Origin of the sequence: Paenibacillus sp. ALJ109b (assembly GCF_010747435.1) — a bacterium.
In the GTDB taxonomy this organism is placed as follows: domain Bacteria; phylum Bacillota; class Bacilli; order Paenibacillales; family Paenibacillaceae; genus Paenibacillus; species Paenibacillus taichungensis.
Window position 1 is genome coordinate 226,938 of record NZ_JAAIFP010000008.1, and the last position, 20,982, is coordinate 247,919.

Consider the following 20,982-nt stretch of genomic DNA (forward strand, 5'->3'; position numbering starts at 1 on the left):
GCGCTGATGTTAGGTCGGTGTTAAAATAATAGAACTATATCAAAAAACGTCGCTCCATATCAGCGGCCGTGCCAGCGGTTGCATGTTGTTATACCAAGCTGTTTACCGGGTGATCCGGACCAGCTCATCTCATGGATGGCCTCTGCCGCAATAGCAGCACTTATAAGATTGACAGCCCTTATTGCTGTCGCCCTCGTTCATCCAGCAGGTGATTTTTCATGTTGAAAATGCCTGCCCCTCCCGTTTCATTGTTGCTTGTTGCCTATGTTCTTGATCTTTCCGAAATACTTCACTATAGAAAGGTTGCGTTCCATGAGACACATCGGATTACCTCCTAAACAGGGTCTGTACGACCCACAGTTCGAAAAAGACGCATGCGGAATGGGTTTTGTTGCCAACATCAAAGGAGTACCTTCACACGACATCGTTAGTCAGGCACTGACCATGCTCAGTAACATGGAACACCGCGGAGGACAGGGCAGTGAGCCGAATTCCGGTGACGGAGCCGGTATCTTGATCCAGATTCCACATCGCTATTTTGCACAGGAAGCGGACCGTCTTGGTTTTGCATTACCTGAACAGGGCTTCTACGGCGTAGGGATGCTATTCCTTTCACAGGACCCTGTCATTCGGAGCGCGCATGAAGAGAGCCTTAAGAAGATCATCGAAGAAGAAGGCCAGACGTTCCTCGGTTTCCGGGATGTGCCTACGTTTGATGAGATGCTGGGACGTTCTGCGCTTGCAGCGAAGCCTTATGTGCGTCAGGTGTTCATTGGAAGATCGACAGATGTTAAGGATGAATTGGGATTTGAACGGAAATTGTACGTCATTCGTAGACGTGCGGAGCTGGCTATTCGTTATTCGGCGGATGAAGCAGAAGGTGGTTCATTCTACCTGCCAAGCTTGTCCTGTCGCAAAATTGTCTACAAAGGCATGCTTACAACGGAACAGGTGGGACAGTTCTATCTGGATCTTCAGGAAGATCTCGTGGAATCAGCGATTGCGCTTGTTCACTCCCGTTTTAGTACGAATACATTCCCAAGCTGGGAACGTGCCCATCCGTATCGCTTCATGATCCACAACGGTGAGATCAATACGATGCGTGGTAACGTGAACTGGATGCATGCCCGGCAGTCGCTGTTTGAGAGCGAATTGTTCGGTAACGACATCTCGAAAGTAAAACCGGTTATCAATCCGGATGGTTCGGATACAGCCATGTTTGATAACACACTGGAGTTCCTGTATTTGAGCGGCCGTTCATTGCCACACGTGGCCATGATGATGGTTCCTGAGCCTTGGAGTACAGATGAGGGAATGGACCCTGCCAAAAAGGCATTCTATGAATATCACAGCACGATGATGGAGCCGTGGGACGGACCAGCAGCAATGGCCTTTACCGACGGTTTGCAGATTGGTGCAACTCTTGACCGTAATGGTCTGCGTCCTGCACGTTACTATGTAACGAAAGATGACCGCATTATATTGTCCTCCGAGGTAGGGGTACTTGATATCGCTCCTGAAGAAATTCTCTACAAAGATCGTCTGCGTCCTGGACGGATGCTGCTTGTCGATACAGAGCAAGGCCGTATCATCGCGGATGAGGAAGTGAAAGCTCTCATTGCGGCCGAGAATCCTTATCAGGATTGGCTCGATGAGCATCTGATGGATCTGAATGAGCTGCCGGATGCACCGGAACTGCCTGATCCAAAACATGATAACGTGACCCAGCTTCAGCTGGCCTATGGATATACATTTGAAGAATTGCGCAAAGTGTTGGAGCCAATGGCTTCAACAGGTATGGAAGCTACAGGCTCCATGGGTTATGATGCACCACTGGCAGTTCTGTCTGATCGTCCGCAGCGTCTGTATAACTATTTTAAGCAGATGTTTGCACAAGTTACCAATCCACCGATCGATGCGATTCGTGAAGAGATTGTAACGTCTACGGCAACAACGATCGGACCTGAGCGTAATCTGCTGAATCCTGAACCTGAGAGTTGTCGCCAGATTCGTTTGGATACACCGGTACTCTCTAATGAGGATTTTGCGAAGATTCGCCACGTTCGTCGTCCGGGCTTCCGTTCCATGACGATTCCGATCTTCTTTACAGCAAAAGAGGGCGCAGAAGGACTTCGCAAAGCGATGGAACTACTCTTCGAAGCTTCAGACCGTGTCATTGACAAAGGGCACAACATTTTGATCCTGTCTGACCGTGGTGTGGACGCAGAGAATGCGGCTATTCCAGCATTGCTGGCTGTAGCAGGTTTGCATCACCATCTGATTCGTAAAGGAACCAGAACCAAAGTCAGCATTTTGCTTGAATCGGCAGAGCCGCGTGACATTCATCACTATGCCTTGTTGCTTGGTTACGGCGTAAGTGCCGTGAATCCGTATCTGGCGTTTGAAACGCTGGATGACATGATTCAGCAAGGGTTGCTGCGTGGCATCTCACATGAGAAAGCCGTGAAGAACTACATTAAAGCCGCTACCAAGGGCGTTATTAAAATATTGTCCAAAATGGGAATCTCGACGATTCAGTCTTATCGAGGAGCTCAAATCTTTGAAGCCGTGGGTCTGAAATCGGACTTCGTTGATCGTTACTTTACGTGGACGCCATCCCGAATTGGCGGGATTGGCCTGGAAGAAGTGGCTGCCGAAGCATTGACTCATCACAACCGTGCCTTTACGGACAAAGATGGCAATGACAAAGTACTGGATTCCGGCGGGGAATACCAATGGCGTAACGACGGAGAAGAGCATCTGTTCAATCCGCAAACGATCCATACGCTGCAGCATGCAGTACGTACTGGCGATTACAAACTGTATAAAAAGTATTCCAAACTCGTGCAAGGCGAAAATGATCAATTGCTGACCATTCGTTCCATGCTGAGACTGAAACCGGTTGGTCCTGCGATTCCTTTGGAAGAAGTGGAATCCGTGGAAGACATTATGCGCCGTTTCAAAACAGGGGCAATGTCCTTCGGTTCAATCAGCAAAGAGGCACACGAAGATCTCGCTATTGCGATGAACCGTGTTGGTGGTAAATCCAATACAGGTGAAGGCGGCGAAGATCCGGCTCGCTTCATTAAAGATAGTAACGGTGATTCTCGTCGCAGTGCGATCAAACAGGTGGCATCCGGACGTTTTGGTGTAACATCCAACTATCTGGTTAATGCCGACGAGATTCAGATCAAGATGGCACAGGGAGCAAAACCGGGTGAAGGTGGACAGTTGCCTGGACGTAAGGTATATCCTTGGGTTGCTGAGGTTCGTGGATCAACACCGGGTGTAGGTCTGATCTCTCCGCCACCGCATCATGATATCTACTCGATTGAGGATCTGGCTGAGTTGATCTATGACTTGAAAAATGCCAACCCACGTGCAGAGATCAACGTTAAATTGGTATCTGAAGTCGGTGTTGGAACGATTGCCGCTGGTGTAGCTAAAGGTCGTGCCGATATTATCCTCGTAAGCGGTTATGACGGCGGTACAGGGGCATCGCCGCAAGGCTCGATTCGCCACGCGGGAATGCCTTGGGAGCTGGGTCTTGCAGAGACACATCAAACGTTGATGTTGAACAATCTGCGTGACCGTGTCGTACTGGAAACAGACGGAAAAATGCTGAATGGTCGTGACTTGGCTATCGCAGCTTTGCTCGGAGCTGAGGAGTATGGATTCTCTACAGCACCACTGGTTGCACTCGGCTGTATCATGATGCGTGTCTGCCAGATGGATACTTGTCCGGTAGGTGTAGCAACACAAAACCCTGAATTGCGTAAAAATTACACGGGAGATCCTGCTCATGTCGTTAACTTCATGCGTTTTGTCGCTGAAGACGTTCGCGAAATCATGGCTGATCTTGGATTCCGTACGATTCAGGAAATGGTAGGTCGTACCGATTGCCTCGAAACGGTAGAGGCTGTAGACCACTGGAAGAAAAAAGGTGTAGATCTGTCCGTATTGTTGCATGTGCCTGAAATGCCAGAAGGCTCTGCACGTTACCGTACACAGTATCAAAACCACCAATTGGAAGAGACGCTAGATATGGAGCAGTTGCTGCCATTGGCGCAACCTGCGCTTGAATCCGGTCAACCGGTTGAAGCGGTCCTTCCAATTACCAACGTAAACCGTGCAGTAGGTACCATTTTGGGTAGTGAAATTACGCGCAAATATGGAATTGCAGGATTGCCGGAAGATACGGTTCAATTCAAATTTGTCGGCTCCGCTGGACAAAGCTTTGGGGCCTTTGTACCTAAAGGGATGACATTGACCGTTGAAGGGGACTCCAATGACTATGTGGGTAAAGGATTGTCCGGAGGTAAACTGATCGTCATGCCTTCACCGAAAGCCACATTTGATGCCGAAGATAACATCATCATTGGTAACACGGCTCTATACGGGGCAACCAGTGGTGAAGCTTATATTCGTGGTATTGCCGGGGAACGGTTTGCTGTACGGAACTCGGGTGCCAAAGTGGTTGTTGAAGGTGTAGGCGACCATGGTTGTGAGTACATGACGGGTGGACGTGTCGTCGTTCTGGGAGATACAGGTCGTAACTTTGCAGCAGGGATGTCCGGAGGCATTGCTTATGTATATGATCCGAAAGGCACATTCCTGAAACGTTGTAATCTGGAAATGGTACTTTTGGAGCGTATCGAAGATGTATCTGAGAGTGCAGATCTGCGAGGCATGATTCAACGTCATGTTGCGAACACAGGAAGTGCGACAGGTCAGCGCATTCTGGATAACTGGCAGCAATCTGTAGAGCAATTTGTTCGGGTTATTCCGAAGGACTTCAAACGAATGACCGAGCAAATCGAACGGATTCAGGCAACGGGCCTGACCGGAGAGGCTGCTTTGCTGGCTGCTTTTGAAGCGAACATGCGTGAACTTGCACGTGCTGGAGGTTAATCCATTCCAGTTCGAATGCATCAACTGGTTGTATTAAGAATAATAGGAGCTTTATGGGGCCAATGCGGCGCCGTAGAGCTCCTATTTGGTTTTCGACAAAATTAGAACCCGCACAAAATACGCTATCGCCATGAGACGACAACATTGAGGAACTTTCTCAAGTATAATAAGGCTAGTTTTGGAGTGTAGGGAAAGTATAAAGATAAGAGAGGTTAGCGGAATGAATATGAAGCAACCAAACAGGGGCGATCGTAAGCCGAAAGGTAAACCAGTCGAAGCAACCCAGATGGACATCATGAAAGTTTTACTGCAATGCGGAATCGACCCGGAGCGTTGGAACCATTTCGTATCCTCCGACAACAACAAGCGCGCTTGACCACACATCGACAAGCATAGAATAGATGGAGGGAAATCAAGACATAAAAAAGCCCAGCAACCGGAGAATGGTATTTCTCGGTACTGGGTCTTCTTGTGGTTTAATCCATACTGCGTTCCATGCGGACAAAAGCAATAAAACGACGTGCCTCTTCTTCTGTTAAGGGTTTGCCATCAATCATCAGGCCGAAGCGTTCCAGCACTTCCTTATCCGATAATTCAAGGGCGTCCACGAACTCCCTTACATCCTCATCCATTACGACATCACTTTGTTTCGTCCGTCCAATGAGATAATCAATGGATACGCCAAAAATGTCAGCAAGTCTCGTTAACACTTCGAAATCCGGTTTGCGTCGGTTTTTCTCGTAGTGGGAGAGAGCAGCTCTTGTAATATGAATGGAGCTCGCAAGTTCTTCTTGAGTAAGTCCCCGCTGTTCCCTTAATTCAGCAATGCGATTTCCGTAGCTCATATGCTATTTCCCCCTGAACGCCATCAAATATATATTAGAACAATCCTGAGCCAAGTGTTTGATCAGGGCAGCTTTCCTGCATCATCGTAACGCCTTAGTAGTCCTAGTTGTATATAGGTCTGTCTAAGGACATCTCATATTGTCGTAAATCAAAAGAACCATGTCCAAATACTGCTTGACATGATACAAATTGTATCGTAAATTGGACGTATGGAGTTACAAAATGTATCATTTGGGATATTTTAAGTGTGACCACGTTGCCTAGCCAATATACCTGTGAGAAGGAGTATAGGCAACTCTTGCAAGCTAATCCATTCTAAAGGAATGAAGCCATGAATTCAATGATTCAGGAATGGGCGGATCTCAAATTAAATGTCCATATGTACATTCAGGAGTTTCATGGCAAATTGGTAGACCGCAAAAGACGCCCCGTTCTGTTGCTTGGTATGGACACACGAGCGATCACCTTCCTGAGCGACCTGGACTTGCCAATATCATCAGAGATGTTGATTGGTTTGGATGTAGAAGATAGCCGTGTATGTGTACGACTCCACGCAAGGTTGCAATGGAAACAGCCCTTCGGTGAGCTCACATTGTATCATTCAAGCTTGCATATTCAGCAAGAGCAGACACTATATATAACGGGACAGTTAAATACAATGATTCGAGAAGTTCAGTTTCCGACCGTTTCCCGGTTTCAATATGAGAAGGCATCGGAACAACCTAACTTGCAGGAAACCTATCATTACATTGATTTTACCATATGAGTTGAACACATTCTAAACATATTCTGAACAAGCATGTACTTAACGCCATTTTACTATATTTCATAGCGTTATGCATTAGTTCTTTAACACCAAAAGCATTTGCGCAATGAATAAAGGGGCGAGGGGGATCATACATTGAGGAAGTTTGGATATGGTTGAAATGCACTGCCACATTTTATCCGGTCTGGATGATGGCCCTGTTCATATGGAACAGTCCATTGCGATGGCTGAGAAAGCGGCAGCCTCAGGAATTACCTCGATCATTGCTACTCCGCATCACCTGAACGGGCAGTACAACAATCAACCCAACGTGGTCAATCAGGCAGTGGACCTGCTACATGCAGAACTTCGCAAACGCAACATTTGCTTGGAGATCCGTCCCGGACAGGAGATCAGGGTACATGACAACCTGATTGCAGACTTATATGCAGGAAAGTGCTGCACACTCGCCGGGAGTCGTTACATGTTGCTGGAATTGCCCTTTGGTCATATCCCCTCGAATTTCCCCGGGATACTCCAAGAACTTAAGTTGGCGGGTATCATTCCTATTATTGCTCATCCCGAACGAAATCGTCCAATTCAGAGCAATCCCGATTTATTGGTTGAATATGTTGGGCAAGGTGCCCTATGCCAAATTACGGCTCAATCGGTCATGGGACTTTTCGGGCGAAAAGTTCAGAAATGGTGTTTCCATTTTTGCAAAGAAAACGGATTTCATTTCATTTCATCGGATGCCCATAATATGGAAGAAAGAACATTTTCAATGAAGGCCGCATATCACCTGCTTGAACGCCGATTTGGAGATCGCCTAGTTCAAAATTTGCAAAATAATGCGTGCTCGGTATGGAACAATCAAATCATAGAGCCTGAAGAACCCGTGATCATGAAGCGTAGATTGTTGTTCTGGTAACCAGCTAAAAAATATATAAGACACCGTTCTTCATCATAATTGCTGACTTAAATGGGAGGAATACAAGATGGAGTTAAAAGAGTATATGCAAATTTTACGTAAACGTTTTTGGATAATCATTGCCTTTGTTGCAGTTGCTTGCATTGGGGCAGGTGTTAAAAATTATTTTTTGACTGTACCTATTTACGAGGCTAATGCCAAATTAATTGTGAACCAGGCATATAACGCAGAAGGCGTCCCAAGCTTGGATATTGGTTCAATCCAAACCAACATTAAAGTGATTAATTCATATATGGAGATTATTAAATCTTCAGCAATCCTCGATAAAGTAGCAGCTACATACCCCGATCTTGGCATGAACGGTAATGAATTGGGACAGAGCCTACGGGTAACCACCGCGAATGAATCCCAGGTTATGAGTTTGACCGCCACCGGTTTATCTTCTGAAAAAGCGGCAAAAACAGTAAATGCCGTTGCCAAAGTGTTTAAATCCCAAATTCCCTTAATTATGAAAGTGGATAATGTAACCATTCTGAGTGAAGCCAAACCTACGGATTCCTCTGGACCCATCAATGTAAATCCCGTTATGAATATCTTGATCAGTTTCTTTGTTGGACTTCTATTATCTATAGGATTTATATTCCTGTTGGAATATCTGGACGATACCTTAAAAACAGAGGATGAATTGGAAAAAGAACTGGGTATTCCTGCACTAGCTGTTATCTCCAGAATCCGAAAAGAAGACGCTCGTTTTTCCAAGCAATCAACAACATCTCAAAAACAGGTAGGTGATGGCCAATATGCCACGGTTAACCAGTGATAAAGGGAGCCTCGTTACTATGGCTAATCCCAAGTCTACATCATCTGAAGCATATCGGAAGTTAAGAACCAATATCCAGTTCTCATCGATCGATAGTCAGATTCAAACGATAATGATTGCTTCGGCATTATCCGGCGAAGGGAAAACGACAACGATCGGCAATCTGGCAGTTACCTATGCCCAAGAAGGGAAAAAGGTTTTGCTAATGGATACGGACCTGCGAAAACCTGCGGTGCATCGGATGTTTAATGTTCCTAACCATGTGGGTCTGACTAGTGTATTGTCCAGCCAATATAAAGTTACGGAAGTACTTCGGGAAACCGGAGTGGAAGGGCTGCATGTTCTGTCTTCTGGTCCTATACCTCCTAACCCTTCAGAGATGATTGGATCACGTAAAATGACAGCTTTGCTTGAAGATTTGAAGGAAGAATACGATGTGATTTTATTTGATACCCCTCCTGTTCTGGCAGTTACGGATGCTTTAATTATTAGTTCATTGTGTGATGGCGTCATTCTGGTCGTGAGTGCGGGCAAGGTGAAGAAGGATCTGGTTAAAAAGGCAAAAGCCCATCTTGAGCATGTGAACGCACGTATCCTCGGAGCTGTCTTGAACAATGTACAGGTGCCAAAGAGTCGGAATGCCTACTATGGGGAAAATGCTTAACGAATGCATACATTTGATCCACAAATAATATCGTCAAGGTGATGTCTACTATACCTTTATCAAGGTAGGCACTCGGTCACACTGTGGGTAGTGTACCTTAGACGTATATCGTCAAGGGTGTGATGTGAGGCTGGGTTTAATGCCCTTTTATGAAATTAAAAGTAAGAATTGCATCAATTTATTTCATGATTTCATGGATTTTAATAAGTGGTCCAACTCATGCTTTTAAACATAAAAAAATATTAATGGATAGGGTGGTATTTGATGACTAGAGTGAGGAAAGCAATCATTCCCGCAGCCGGATTGGGAACCCGATTTTTACCCGCTACAAAGGCAATGCCTAAAGAAATGCTCCCTATTGTGGATAAACCGACCATTCAATACATCGTTGAAGAAGCTGTAGCTTCCGGGATTGAGGACATTATTATTGTAACGGGCAAGGGAAAACGTGCGATTGAAGATCATTTTGACAGCGCGTTTGAACTGGAGCAAAATCTGCTCGAAAAAGGAAAGCTCAGCTTACTGGAAGAAGTCCGGAAGTCCTCCAACGTTGATATTCATTACATAAGGCAGAAGGAAGCACTAGGACTTGGGCATGCAGTGTGGTGTGCTCGAAATTTTATTGGCAATGAGCCGTTTGCTGTATTGCTTGGTGACGATATTGTGGTTTCGGATGTGCCGTGCACAAAGCAACTCATTCAGCAATATGAGAAGGTCAACCAGTCTGTACTCGGAGTGAAAACAGTAAGTCCAAGTGAAACCTACCGCTATGGAATTATTGATCCCCTGCATACAGAGGGACGCTTGTCCTCTGTAAACAGCATGGTTGAAAAACCTCCATTGGGTACAGCACCTTCCAACTTGGCTATTATGGGCCGTTACATTTTGACACCTAAAGTATTTGAGTATCTGGAAGAACAAAATGTGGGTGCAGGTGGTGAGATCCAGCTCACGGATGCGCTGCAAATGCTGAATCGGGATGAAGGAATTAGTGCTTATGATTTTGAAGGGTCCCGATTTGACGTCGGTGAGAAACTGGGCTATATCCTGACCACACTTGATTTTGCTCTCAAAAATAAAGAATTGCGTGCGCCGGTCCTAATGGCGATAGAAGAGATTTTAATGAAGGAACAATTGAATCAAATGCTTGTAGCAGGAGGGGATAGTCTGTGAAACTTTCAAGACCGGAATACTTTGGGAGTGGAGAAGCCCTGGCCAAGGATGGCACTTCGGCAGTATTGGAACAGCCTTACTCCCAGCGTGTTGGCGGATATGCTGACATAATAAAACCGTTTATCGATTTTATTATTGCGGCTGTGCTGTTGCTGATTACATCACCGGTCATGCTTGTTGCAGCAATTATGATTAAGCTTGATTCCAAAGGACCTGTAATATTCAGACAAGAACGTTACGGGAAAAACGGAGTTAAATTTAGTATTTATAAATTCAGAACGATGCGTACGGATGCGCCGAAATATGGCGTATCTCCAACGACAAGCAATGATCCGAGAATTACACGGCTGGGTAGATTACTTCGTAAAACTAGCCTGGATGAGCTGCCACAATTGCTTAATATTATCAAGGGTGACATGAGCTTCATAGGTCCCAGACCTGAAATGAAGCGAATCGTAGAAGAAAGCTACACGGATCTGGAGCGCAGACGTTTTCTGGTGAAACCAGGGATTACTGGATTATGGCAAGTAAGTGATGTTCGTAAGGAACCGATTCACCATAATCTGCAATATGATTTTCACTATATCTCCAACGTCTCTATGAAGATGGATATCATTATCATTTTTAAAACCGTTGGCGTTATGATCAAAAGTAATACATTTTAACCAACTCTTTAGATAATATGGAGCGTGATCGCATTGAAACATGTTGTAGTGACGGGAGCGGCCGGTTTCCTAGGCTCACATCTAGTCAAATCATTAATTGATCAAGGACATCAGGTTACTGGAATAGATAACCTTTCAACAGGCGTTTCTAAAAATCTGCATGAGGTGGCTAACAGCCCCCTCTTTTTTTTCCGTGAAGCTGATGTTACATTGCCCGACTCACTGGATTTTCTGATGGATCAGCCAGTAGACGAAGTCTATCATCTGGCCTCACCCGCTTCACCCAAATTCTATCAGGCTGATTCGATTGGAACGATCTGGGTGAACACTCGAGGAACTTATCATTTGTTGGAGCTCGCCCGTATCAAAGGAGCAAAGTTCCTATATTCGAGTACGAGTGAAGCTTATGGAGATCCTGAAGTTCATCCACAGCCTGAGAGTTATCGCGGTAACGTGAACACTTGGGGACCAAGAGCTTGTTATGATGAAGCCAAGCGTTTGGGCGAAGTTTTTTGTTATGAATACTACACGAAACACAGTGTTCCCGTGAAGGTAGCACGTATTTTTAATACGTATTCCTCAGGACTAAGAAACGATGACGGTCGTGTCATTTCCAACTTTGTAACACAGGCACTGACAGGGCAGGATATTACGGTGTACGGCGACGGATCACAAACACGCTCGTTCTGTTATGTGGATGATAACATTCGAGGACTACAACAACTGATGGCTGTAGATAGAGCAAATGGGGAAATTATCAACATTGGTAATCCCACGGAATATAGCGTACTTGAAGTTGCTCGTTTGGTTAAAGAGCTTACGCAATCAGACAGCAACCTCGTTTTTTTACCTTTGCCAGAAGATGACCCTAAAGTAAGACGTCCAGTAATTGACAAGGCTCGAGAAATTTTAAATTGGGAACCTGAGATTGGCTTAGAAGAAGGTTTAAAACTTACGATCGGCCATTACCGGGCGATGCTGCAGGAAACTCCATGAAGCTGATTAAAGTGAGTTGAGAAGAATGGAAAAAGTATTAATTGCTCACAGTTTGTATCCACCCCATATCATTGGGGGCGCAGAGATATCAACACAAATTCTGGCGCAGACGATGAATCGTCATTATGATGTCAAAGTCATTACTGTAGGTGGACACGAAAAAAGGGAAGTACGTACAGAGATGATTAACGGGATTGAAATCTCGCGGCTGCCCTATAACAATCGGTACTGGATCGGGAACTCCGTACAAGAAACGTCCGCTGCCAATAAGATTATGTGGAGAGTTCAGGATATCTTTAATGTTAAGCAATATAGATACATCAAGGCGTATTTAGCCAGAGTACAACCTGCTATTATTCATACCCAGAATATCCCTGGTTTGAGCCTGGCGATCTGGAAAGCTGCACATGAATTGAATATTCCAGTCGTGCATACGCTACGTGACTTTTCATTAATTGACCCAATCAAAATATCTGCCTACTCCAGGTTATATAGACAAATATCAAGAAGATACAGCCGAATGATATCTTCGGTAATTGGTATATCCAATCATATCCTTGGGAGTCATACAACGCTTGGATTCTTCGAACGATCCTCCAAACATGTCATTCATAACATTGTAGAGGAGAATAACAATGTCCAGCAGTTGTATGCACAGAAGGAGATACACCATCATCAGCCATTGAATATCGGTTATTTTGGGCAATTAACGGAAGTAAAGGGTGTTCAATATCTAATTGATGCGGTAAAAAGTCTTGGACAGGATATTGTGGGCAACCTGCATATTTTTGGGGATGGTCCACTGCTGCATCATTTGAAACAGTTAGGAGGTTCAGAGCCACGCATTATTTTCAGAGGGAAACTGGATAAATCTCAGATTGCCCCACAGATGAAAGAGATGGATCTTACCGTTGTTCCCTCTACGTGGGCTGAACCTTTTGGAAGAGTAGTGATCGAATCTTATCAGGTTGGCACGCCTGTGTATGCTTCTCGTGTGGGAGGCATGCCAGAGATTCTGGTTGAACCGGGGGAATTTTTATTTCCTGCCTACAATTCAGAGGCTATTGCTCAAGGAATTCTTCAATATTATCATTTACCCGAACAGGATAAGGTTCAATTGAAACAACAATGTTATGCGCATAGCCAGACTTTTAATGAAGCCTATCTTCTTAAAGAACATATCAATATATACGATAAGTTAATCAGGCGTGGAGGGTAAAATGCAAATTACTTCCTTGAGTGCCAGACCCCATTCGTATGTTTATGTGAAGCCAGAATCACAGTATTCATTATTCAACACAACCGTCCATATATTGCTGATCTATTTGTCCATCTATGGTTTGGTCTCTATTTATGTCGATAACATCATCATTCGTTCACTAAAGGATGTAGGCATGGTGTTGGTCGCGATCTTTGCTTTAAGGAAAGTATACCGAAGCCAGACTTTATTCATAAGGCCTTTTCTATTCATATTAGGGTCAGTTATTGCACTAGGTGCGTTAAATCTGTTGTTGGGTGCAAGTGTTGTAACACTTATATATGGGATTAAAATCACATTTTTACCGCTAATTATGCTGTTTACCGGGATGCTTATCTCACAATGTCAAGGCTTCTATGCGTTTGCCAGAACAAACCTGATTATATTTATTTTATTAATCGTTGGTTGGCTGGTTCAGTACTCACTTGGGATTGAAAAGTTGATCTCGCTTGGTTTTATCTATGGAGTGAACATTAAAAACTATTTAGAAGGTGTACCTCGCCTGTCATCTATAACCTATTCACCTGACGGCTATGCGTATGCTTTGCTTATAACAGGCTTGATTGCAGAACGAACTAAAATGGCATTGAAGCATCGTTTTTTTCGAGTAATTATTCAATTGCTGACAATCAGCTTCTTGCTATTGTCAACCATTCGATCAGCACTGTTACTGTGGCTTGTATATCAAATCATTATGTTTTTTCTCCAGATTCGAAAATATAGCAAAAAAAACACACTGCTACTTGCCGTTACTTTCATTTTGCTCCCAGCAGCTGTGTTCTTCGGGAGCAGAATGCTGGAATCTAAAAATTTGCTTTCCAGTTCTTCCTTATTGGATCGATTACAGACATGGGGGAACAGTCTTACTTCTCCGTTTACGATGAATGGAGCGATTGGCAATGGGGTTGGTTCGGTAGGGGCTGCAAGTCGGAGAACGTATATGATCGGTGTGAACTCTAGTAATTTTGCGGTAGACAATCAGTATTTTTCCTTATACGAACAGACAGGTTGGATCGGAATCATTTATTTTATCGTTTTATTTATGTGGATTGTTGTCTCGCTTGTAAAGAAAATGAATGCTTCAACTGATTCGAGCCCCCTGCGATTGCCACAGATGGCACTTGCACTTGGCGCGGGAGTGGCAGCTGCAAGTCTTACAACGAATGTACTTGAGTTGTTTCCTGCCAACGTTTTCTTCTGGATGCTCATTGGCATGGCTATTGTTCAGTCTCATAATTCAAGGGAAATACTACAGAAAGCGGGGTGAGAAGATTGAGGATTTTACACATCGGCGAATACGTCGTTGGTGGAATGGCGACCTATCTTAATGAAGTTGTTGGATACCAACGTGAATTTTTCGATGTTTATCTACTGATGAGTGACTATAATTCGGCTTCTGATTTTGATTTGGAGCCGGATCACATTCTGCGTTATGAGTACACACGTCACCCCAAATACTTTTTAGCGGCCATGAGACAAATTCACCAAGCCATTAAGTCTATTAAACCAGATATTATTCATATTCATAGCTCATTTGCGGGTATGCTCGCAAGGGGCTTATTTTTTATTTTTCCACAAAAAGCCAGCATTTTTTATTGCTCCCATGGCTGGGCTTTTCTAATGGATACCAAACCGTTGTACAGAAAAGGTTATTTCTTAATAGAAAAGCTTATGGAATATAAAACGGATGTCATTGTTAATATTTCCAAGTATGAACTGGAACAATCTTTACGTTTGGGTTTATCCGCTTCTAAGTCCAAACTTGTCTATAACGGTATACGTGAATGCGAAGCTAAATTTATTTCCGTAAGCAAATCTTCAGAGGAGACAGATATCATTCAGTTGTTATTTGTGGGTAGGTATGACCGACAAAAAGGGCTTGATATTGTACTGAATATGTTTAAAGAATATCCGGAATTGCAGCAACACATTCGCTTGTATGTTATCGGAGACACCGTACTTGAAGACAAGGTATGGGAATTTCCCGAAAACATTATTCGTCTTGGCTGGGTGAACAATGCGGAAATTGATCGATATTATCAGCAATGTGATGCGGTCATCATGCCATCCAGATGGGAAGGTTTCGGACTTGTTGCTATCGAGGCTATGAAGAACCGGAAACCCGTTATCGGAAGTAGTCGCGGAGCTTTACCAGAACTCATTCAGCATGGGGAAAGTGGATATATTTTTGATATCGAACATTCTCATGAACTGTTGAACATCCTGAAGAACCTTGACAAGGCTGAATTGGTAACAATGGGTGAGGCAGGTTATGCCATCTATAAGGATAAATTTAACGCTTCTCGGATGAACGAAGAGATTGTGGGGCTCTATTATGAGGCATTTACAGGAGCTTCTGTTCAGGAAATACCCGTGACGAGTCGCTTAGAATTTTCGAAGAGAGCTGGAGATGCACATGATTAAAATATATATTAATGCTCGTTTTTTGACCCAGACCATAACCGGAGTTCAGCGATATGCACTGGAGCTTGTGAAAGAAATTGATCAATTGATTGATCGGGGTGAAATCGACGGAAACCGTTATGAATTTTGCTTATTATCTCCCTCCAATATAATTAACAAACCAGAATTCAAGCATATACGCCACAAAACAGTTGGTAAGTTGAAAGGACATCTTTGGGAGCAACTTGAACTTCCCTTTTATGCCAATGGAGGATTGTTAATCAACCTGTGTAACACGGGTCCGGCTTTCAACAAAAATCAGATTGTGACCATCCATGATGCTGCTGTCTTCAATTACCCGAAGGCTTTTTCTTTTGCTTTCCGTGCTTGGTACAAATTTTTGATGGTACGACTGGGGAAAACGTCCAAGAAGATTATTACTGTATCTCACTTCTCCAAAGGGGAACTGATGCAGCACTGTAAAATAGCGGAGCACAAGCTCGTGGTCACTCATCTGGGTATTGATCACATTCATCGAGAAAAGGCGGCTGCAGGAACGATCGAAAAATATGGTATTCAATCACCTTATGTCTTGGCCGTGAGTACGATGAATCCCTATAAAAACTTCAACTTAATTTTTAAAGTTTTACCTGAGATCGAAGCTCACAATCTGAACGTTGTTATTGTTGGGTCTAAAAACAGTAAAGTTTTTGGTGAACAGACATGGGCCAAATCCGATGCTGTTAATTGGGTGGGCTATGTTACAGATGAGGAATTAAAGGCGCTTTACGAGGATGCAGCTGGGTTTATATTCCCTTCCTTGTATGAAGGCTTCGGCTTGCCGCCTTTGGAAGCAATGGCGTCAGGTTGCCCGGTTATTGTATCTTCTCGTGCATCCATTCCAGAAGTATGTGGGGATGCTGTTTTGTATTTTAATCCGGATAATCCGAAAGAAGCAGCTTCACAATTGATTGAAATTACATCGAATCCGGAATTGAGCAAGCAAATGTCTTATAAAGGAAAAGATCACTCGGGTCTGTTTTCCTGGAACAAATGTGCTAAAGACACGGTGAACATCATTATGAACACGATGTAGATACTCTTTCCATAAGACCTCTCAAGGGAGATAAAATGTATGAATAAGGTATTTGTTGCTATTGATTTCCCGCCCGAAAAAGGAGGAATTCATGATTATGCTTATGGACTTATATCACAGATTCCGGCAGAAGAGACCACGGTTCTAACGAATAAAATAAAGGATGTTGCAGCGTCAGAACAATTTGACCAGAAGAACGATTTCGAGATTATCAGGAAGCGAATCTTTTGGAATTCCAATAAGCTTCTGCTCATACTATCCCAGCTTATCCTAGTCTTCCAACTTATTATTTTGAAATGGCGCAAAAAGACGGACGAAATACACTTTGTTAACATATTTCCAGTAGGCATCACAGGCCCGTTTATGAAATTTTTTTTCGGGATTAAATATTTCCCTTATGTTCATGGCTTGGATGTAATGGGGATGGTGAATAGCAAGTTGTTTCCACTCTTGTTGTTCATATTGAGGCGGTCTGAAAAGGTGATTGCCAATAGTCAGTACACCAAGTCAAAGTTGGTGGAGCTCGGCATTCCGGAGATGCAGATAGTCATTATTCCACCGGGATTAAACGTAAGTAAACTAATTGGTGGTTCTGAATTCAATGAAGATATCAGGGATAAATATGATCTACAAGGCAAAAAAGTGATGATAACCGTCTCTCGTTTGGTTGAGCGCAAAGGACATGATGTCACTCTTAAAGCTATTAGTCATGTGATCGAGCGGATTCCTAATCTGAAATATCTAATATGTGGAGAGGGTCCACACAGAGGGGAATTGGAACGTCTGGTGAGGCAGTACGGGTTAGAATCTGTAGTCGTTTTCACAGGCGGCATCACTGACCATGAGCTGCATCAGATATATGAATGTTCTGATCTTTTTGTCATGCCTAGCCGTGATATTAAGGAAAAAGGTGATGTAGAAGGTTTCGGAATCGTATTCCTTGAAGCCAATTACTACAGATTACCTGTGATTGCGGGCAACAGCGGTGGAATTCCTGACGCAGTAAAGGACGAGATAACTGGTTATCTTGTAAATCCTCTGGATGAAAAGGAAATCGCCAATCGTATAGAAGAATTGATTACAGATGAAGGACTGGCCAGAACGATGGGAAATAACGGTTATGACTGGGTTGTTAATCATTGCTTATGGTCGCATCGCGGACAGCTGTTGAAGCAATTAGCCTGAACAAATAAAACTGTATATTTGGGGTGAGATAATGAGGGCTTCAGTATCCATTTGCACACACAACAGAGCAATAGACACGATGCAGGCTGTTGAAAGTGTTTTGAATGGGGACACGGGTAACGCTGATTACGAGATTCTGGTTATTGATAATAATTCAACTGATAACACAAAAGAATTATTCGACTCTCTTAACATGCCAGCGCATGTTCGCTATATTTTCGAGCCTCAATTAGGATTATCCTATGCAAGAAATAGAGCGATACAGGAAGCGAAAGGGGAGTTTATTTTATTCCTGGATGATGACGCACTAGCGTGTTCTACCTGGATTAAAGAAGTCGTTAGAATTTTTGATATGGATTCCCAAATTGGTTGTGTTGGTGGGAAAATAGTACCTATCTGGGAGGGAGGAAAGCCTGATTGGATACCACAAGATATCGTTAGTCTGTACACTCTGATGGATTTTTCTAACGAAATTGTGGAAATGCAGGCGCCCTCAATTCCTTTTGGAGCTAATGTAGCTTTCAGGATGAGTATTTTTCAGCAGATTAAACCATTTAGAGAAGATTTGGGACGTGTAGGTAGCAATTTAATGTCAAGTGAAGAAAGCGAGCTAATTGGCCGAGTTCGTCTAGAGTATAAAGTTTTTTACAGTCCATACGCTATTGTAGAGCACAAAATAGCAAAAAGTAGGCTAACTAAACGTTGGTTACTGCGAAGAGTTTATTGGCAAGGCATTAGTGATGCAACACGTTATAAGAAGAGTGGGTGGGGAATATTCAAGCATACTGTAAGGATTGTTCAAGCGGCGTTATTAATATTAATCTCATTTAATAATGTCCAAAAGGTAATGAGTGAAATGGCAAAGATATCTTATCGTAACGGAACGATCGTAGGGTCTTTCCGGAACAGCAGAGGACTGAACACCTGATGAATATGGCAATTGCCAAAAAGCCAAGACAGCTTAGCATGGTGCAGACCATTTTTATGACCAGTGTTGCCAATATTCTTATTATGGCTGTGACAACTCTCACTTCTATTATTACAGCCCGAATGTTTGGGGCAACCGGTAAAGGTGAACTTGCTGCTGTACTGTTCTGGCCCGCCTTTATATCTGGTCTAGCTGCATTTGGTCTACCAACCTCGTTAATCTACAATGTGAAAAAGAACATAAATCAATTGCCAACATACATCAGCATGAGTTTTGCGATTCAAATTCCTATCAGCTTGATAGCTGGGATTGTAAGTTGGTTTGGCATCTCTTTCTGGCTCTCCGGATATTCGGAATCGGTCGTTTCCATTGCGCGCTGGTATACCGTATCCATGGTTCCTGTAATGCTGTTTATGGGAGTGCTTGCAGCCGCCGCCCAAGGAACGGATAAATTCCATATTTATAATCTATCGAGGCTGTTTGCCCCCTTATTTAATCTTGTTGGTCTGGTGTTGCTGTGGATAACAGGCATATTGACGGTGGAAAGAGCAATTATTGTTAGTTTTGCAGCTAATATACTTGTATTAATCTGTTACATGTATGCCATGAGGCAGCAAATATTCAGTTCAGTAAGCAAGCTGGCGGGTCAATTTAGAACCTGTATTCACCTATTCAGTTATGGTATTCGAGTATACGGTGTGGAGCTGCTTGGTACTTTGTATAACCAGTTTGATAAAATAATTATTTTGGCTTTACTTACACCCAAAGATTTTGGGTTATATTCGGTTGTTTTTGCCCTCTCCCGAATGTTTAACGTAGTTCAGACTGCGATAACGAATGTGATCTTTCCGAAGGTCGCAGGCATGGAGCAGCAGAAGGTACTGACTCTTGTAGGCAGAGCCTTCCGTATTAGTATGGTTCTTATGACGATCATCATCATACCTAGTATGCTGATTGGTCGTTTTTTTATTGGAATACTATTCGGACCAGAATTTCTTGAAGCTAGCGGTGTGTTTTATTTGTTATCTCTGGAATGCATTGTTGGCGGAGGATCCTGGATTCTGGCTTCGGCATTCAATGCGTTGGGAAGACCTGGTGTAATCGTACTCCGGCAGATTGTAGCATTGGCAGTGACCATTACTTTATTCTTTGTGCTCACTCCACTACTGGGCTTATACGGAATAGGGTTAGCACTATTGCTCGGTTCCTTTGTTCGCATGTTAATGTCATTGGCATCAGTATCCATTATTTTTAAAATGCCTATGCATAAGATGCTGTACAACAAGGAAGATATTACTTTTCTAAAGGAAAGATTGAGAGAGAAAAATATACTCAAAGGAGCCGGAAAAGATGTCAAACGTGCAAAGGATTCATCCCATGGATGAGTTGAAAAAGCAGCTTGAATCCATACTGGAGGTCATACCTTCTAATTCCAAAATTTATTATATTGATTACCCTGTCCATAGCAATTGTGGTGATCTTCTTATTATGAAAGGAACAGAGACTTTTTTTAAAGACCACCGTATTCACGTCACCCATAGATATAGTGTTTATGATTTTGATTATCAGGTTGAAATACCACGAGATCAAATCATTGTACTCCATGGTGGCGGGAATTTTGGCGATTTATACGAAGCACATCAAAAACTGAGAGAAAATATTGTTCAGCAATATCCGAATCATAAGATTGTGATTCTTCCTCAGACGATATTTTATAAGGATCAATCTGCTCTTCAAAGAACCGCTGCTATTTTTAATCAACATCCAGATCTCCATATATATGTGCGGGATGAGACTTCGTTTCAAGTTGCTTCCCATAATTTCACCAACTGTGAGGTAGCCTTAATTCCTGATATGGCACATCAATTATGGCCAATTGAAGTGAAACATTCCCCGCGTAAGGAAAAGTTGAATTTCTTAAGAACAGATATTGAACAAATATCTCAACAATCTTCGATTTCAACAGAGCAGCAAGGTGACTACTTAGATTGGCCAACATTATATAACAGATATGAAAAGAAACTTATTTACTACATCAGTAAAGGACTGAAAAAGCGGACTTCACGTGCCATTTCACAGTTCTTGTGGATGAAATATAGTGATTACCTGGTGAACAAAGCTATTCGTTGTTTCGCGGACTATCGCATGATTCATTCTTCCAGATTACACGGACACATCTTGTCCTGCCTTATGGCAAAACCCAATGTGCTAATTGATAATTCCTATGGGAAAAACTCTGGATATTATCGGATATGGACTCATGAAGTTAACACGGCAAACATGGATACCTCCTCAAAAACGATCTCTCCACCTACACCTAAGTATATGGAAACAACCGCAACAGTATAAAAAAACCGGGCT

The 20,982-nt window shown here is 43.2% G+C and carries 18 protein-coding genes; 17 read left to right on the forward strand and 1 reads right to left on the reverse strand.

Annotated features, from left to right (window positions below):
• Positions 1-312 precede the first annotated feature (312 nt).
• Positions 313-4,911, forward strand: coding sequence for a glutamate synthase large subunit (gltB, locus tag G3352_RS10705; protein ID WP_163756331.1), 4,599 nt, complete (start codon positions 313-315; stop codon positions 4,909-4,911).
• Positions 4,912-5,131: 220 nt separating this feature from the next.
• The gene (locus tag G3352_RS10710; RefSeq protein ID WP_157258495.1) at positions 5,132-5,287 is read left to right on the forward strand and encodes a hypothetical protein; all 156 of its coding nucleotides are present in this window, start codon (positions 5,132-5,134) and stop codon (positions 5,285-5,287) included.
• A gap of 100 nt (positions 5,288-5,387) precedes the next feature.
• Here G3352_RS10710 and G3352_RS10715 read toward each other — a convergent pair whose 3' ends face one another.
• Positions 5,388-5,756 carry a helix-turn-helix domain-containing protein gene (locus G3352_RS10715; RefSeq protein WP_024632898.1) on the reverse strand — a complete coding sequence of 123 codons (369 nt, stop codon included), beginning with the start codon at positions 5,754-5,756 and terminating at the stop codon, positions 5,388-5,390.
• A 332-nt stretch (positions 5,757-6,088) separates the two neighbouring features.
• On the opposite strand from G3352_RS10715, the gene G3352_RS10720 reads away from it, so the two are divergent.
• The 15 genes from G3352_RS10720 (at position 6,089) to G3352_RS10790 (ending at position 20,970) form a co-directional block, all read left to right on the forward strand.
• Complete coding sequence (locus tag G3352_RS10720; protein WP_163756333.1) at positions 6,089-6,523, forward strand: hypothetical protein; 435 nt, start codon at positions 6,089-6,091, stop codon at positions 6,521-6,523.
• Positions 6,524-6,674: 151 nt separating this feature from the next.
• The gene (locus G3352_RS10725) at positions 6,675-7,433 is read left to right on the forward strand and encodes a tyrosine-protein phosphatase (RefSeq protein ID WP_163756335.1); all 759 of its coding nucleotides are present in this window, start codon (positions 6,675-6,677) and stop codon (positions 7,431-7,433) included.
• A gap of 67 nt (positions 7,434-7,500) precedes the next feature.
• Positions 7,501-8,253: a YveK family protein gene (locus G3352_RS10730; RefSeq protein WP_163756337.1), complete on the forward strand. Its 753-nt coding sequence runs from the start codon at positions 7,501-7,503 to the stop codon at positions 8,251-8,253.
• Positions 8,234-8,917 (forward strand): CpsD/CapB family tyrosine-protein kinase, encoded by a 684-nt coding sequence (locus G3352_RS10735; protein ID WP_163756339.1) that lies wholly within the window; start codon positions 8,234-8,236, stop codon positions 8,915-8,917. The genes G3352_RS10730 and G3352_RS10735 overlap by 20 nt, the downstream gene beginning before the upstream one ends.
• Positions 8,918-9,181: 264 nt before the next feature.
• A complete protein-coding gene (galU, locus tag G3352_RS10740) occupies positions 9,182-10,090 on the forward strand; it encodes a UTP--glucose-1-phosphate uridylyltransferase GalU (RefSeq protein ID WP_163756341.1) in 909 nt (302 codons plus the stop codon).
• Positions 10,087-10,755, forward strand: a complete 669-nt coding sequence (locus G3352_RS10745; protein WP_205524814.1) for a sugar transferase — start codon at positions 10,087-10,089, stop codon at positions 10,753-10,755. The genes galU and G3352_RS10745 overlap by 4 nt, the downstream gene beginning before the upstream one ends.
• Before the next feature lie 33 nt (positions 10,756-10,788).
• A complete protein-coding gene (locus tag G3352_RS10750) occupies positions 10,789-11,751 on the forward strand; it encodes an NAD-dependent epimerase/dehydratase family protein (RefSeq protein ID WP_163756343.1) in 963 nt (320 codons plus the stop codon).
• Positions 11,752-11,776: 25 nt separating this feature from the next.
• The gene (locus G3352_RS10755) at positions 11,777-12,970 is read left to right on the forward strand and encodes a glycosyltransferase family 4 protein (RefSeq protein WP_163756345.1); all 1,194 of its coding nucleotides are present in this window, start codon (positions 11,777-11,779) and stop codon (positions 12,968-12,970) included.
• A gap of 1 nt (position 12,971) precedes the next feature.
• A complete protein-coding gene (locus G3352_RS10760; RefSeq protein ID WP_163756347.1) occupies positions 12,972-14,276 on the forward strand; it encodes a hypothetical protein in 1,305 nt (434 codons plus the stop codon).
• A 5-nt stretch (positions 14,277-14,281) separates the two neighbouring features.
• Positions 14,282-15,433, forward strand: coding sequence for a glycosyltransferase (locus tag G3352_RS10765; RefSeq protein ID WP_240343019.1), 1,152 nt, complete (start codon positions 14,282-14,284; stop codon positions 15,431-15,433).
• 22 nt (positions 15,434-15,455) lie between these two features.
• A complete protein-coding gene (locus G3352_RS10770; protein ID WP_240343020.1) occupies positions 15,456-16,508 on the forward strand; it encodes a glycosyltransferase family 4 protein in 1,053 nt (350 codons plus the stop codon).
• 39 nt (positions 16,509-16,547) lie between these two features.
• Positions 16,548-17,693, forward strand: coding sequence for a glycosyltransferase family 4 protein (locus G3352_RS10775; protein WP_163756351.1), 1,146 nt, complete (start codon positions 16,548-16,550; stop codon positions 17,691-17,693).
• 31 nt (positions 17,694-17,724) lie between these two features.
• On the forward strand, positions 17,725-18,621 hold the full coding sequence (locus G3352_RS10780; RefSeq protein WP_163756353.1) for a glycosyltransferase: 897 nt from the start codon (positions 17,725-17,727) through the stop codon (positions 18,619-18,621).
• A 5-nt stretch (positions 18,622-18,626) separates the two neighbouring features.
• Positions 18,627-20,006, forward strand: coding sequence for a lipopolysaccharide biosynthesis protein (locus G3352_RS10785; protein WP_345940747.1), 1,380 nt, complete (start codon positions 18,627-18,629; stop codon positions 20,004-20,006).
• The gene (locus G3352_RS10790; protein WP_240343022.1) at positions 19,999-20,970 is read left to right on the forward strand and encodes a polysaccharide pyruvyl transferase family protein; all 972 of its coding nucleotides are present in this window, start codon (positions 19,999-20,001) and stop codon (positions 20,968-20,970) included. The genes G3352_RS10785 and G3352_RS10790 overlap by 8 nt, the downstream gene beginning before the upstream one ends.
• Positions 20,971-20,982: the final 12 nt, after the last annotated feature.

What these genes read in the sequence shown, in the direction of transcription:
- G3352_RS10775 (WP_163756351.1), top strand. Translation starts at nt 16,548, where the DNA reads ATGAATAAGGTATTTGTTGCTATTGATTTCCCGCCCGAAAAAGGAGGA.
- G3352_RS10785 (WP_345940747.1), top strand. Translation starts at nt 18,627, where the DNA reads ATGGCAATTGCCAAAAAGCCAAGACAGCTTAGCATGGTGCAGACCATT.
- G3352_RS10710 (WP_157258495.1), top strand. Translation starts at nt 5,132, where the DNA reads ATGAATATGAAGCAACCAAACAGGGGCGATCGTAAGCCGAAAGGTAAA.
- G3352_RS10735 (WP_163756339.1), top strand. Translation starts at nt 8,234, where the DNA reads ATGCCACGGTTAACCAGTGATAAAGGGAGCCTCGTTACTATGGCTAAT.
- G3352_RS10780 (WP_163756353.1), top strand. Translation starts at nt 17,725, where the DNA reads ATGAGGGCTTCAGTATCCATTTGCACACACAACAGAGCAATAGACACG.
- G3352_RS10715 (WP_024632898.1), bottom strand. Translation starts at nt 5,756, where the DNA reads ATGAGCTACGGAAATCGCATTGCTGAATTAAGGGAACAGCGGGGACTT.
- G3352_RS10760 (WP_163756347.1), top strand. Translation starts at nt 12,972, where the DNA reads ATGCAAATTACTTCCTTGAGTGCCAGACCCCATTCGTATGTTTATGTG.
- galU (WP_163756341.1), top strand. Translation starts at nt 9,182, where the DNA reads ATGACTAGAGTGAGGAAAGCAATCATTCCCGCAGCCGGATTGGGAACC.
- G3352_RS10755 (WP_163756345.1), top strand. Translation starts at nt 11,777, where the DNA reads ATGGAAAAAGTATTAATTGCTCACAGTTTGTATCCACCCCATATCATT.
- G3352_RS10790 (WP_240343022.1), top strand. Translation starts at nt 19,999, where the DNA reads ATGGATGAGTTGAAAAAGCAGCTTGAATCCATACTGGAGGTCATACCT.
- G3352_RS10730 (WP_163756337.1), top strand. Translation starts at nt 7,501, where the DNA reads ATGGAGTTAAAAGAGTATATGCAAATTTTACGTAAACGTTTTTGGATA.
- G3352_RS10725 (WP_163756335.1), top strand. Translation starts at nt 6,675, where the DNA reads ATGGTTGAAATGCACTGCCACATTTTATCCGGTCTGGATGATGGCCCT.
- G3352_RS10720 (WP_163756333.1), top strand. Translation starts at nt 6,089, where the DNA reads ATGAATTCAATGATTCAGGAATGGGCGGATCTCAAATTAAATGTCCAT.
- gltB (WP_163756331.1), top strand. Translation starts at nt 313, where the DNA reads ATGAGACACATCGGATTACCTCCTAAACAGGGTCTGTACGACCCACAG.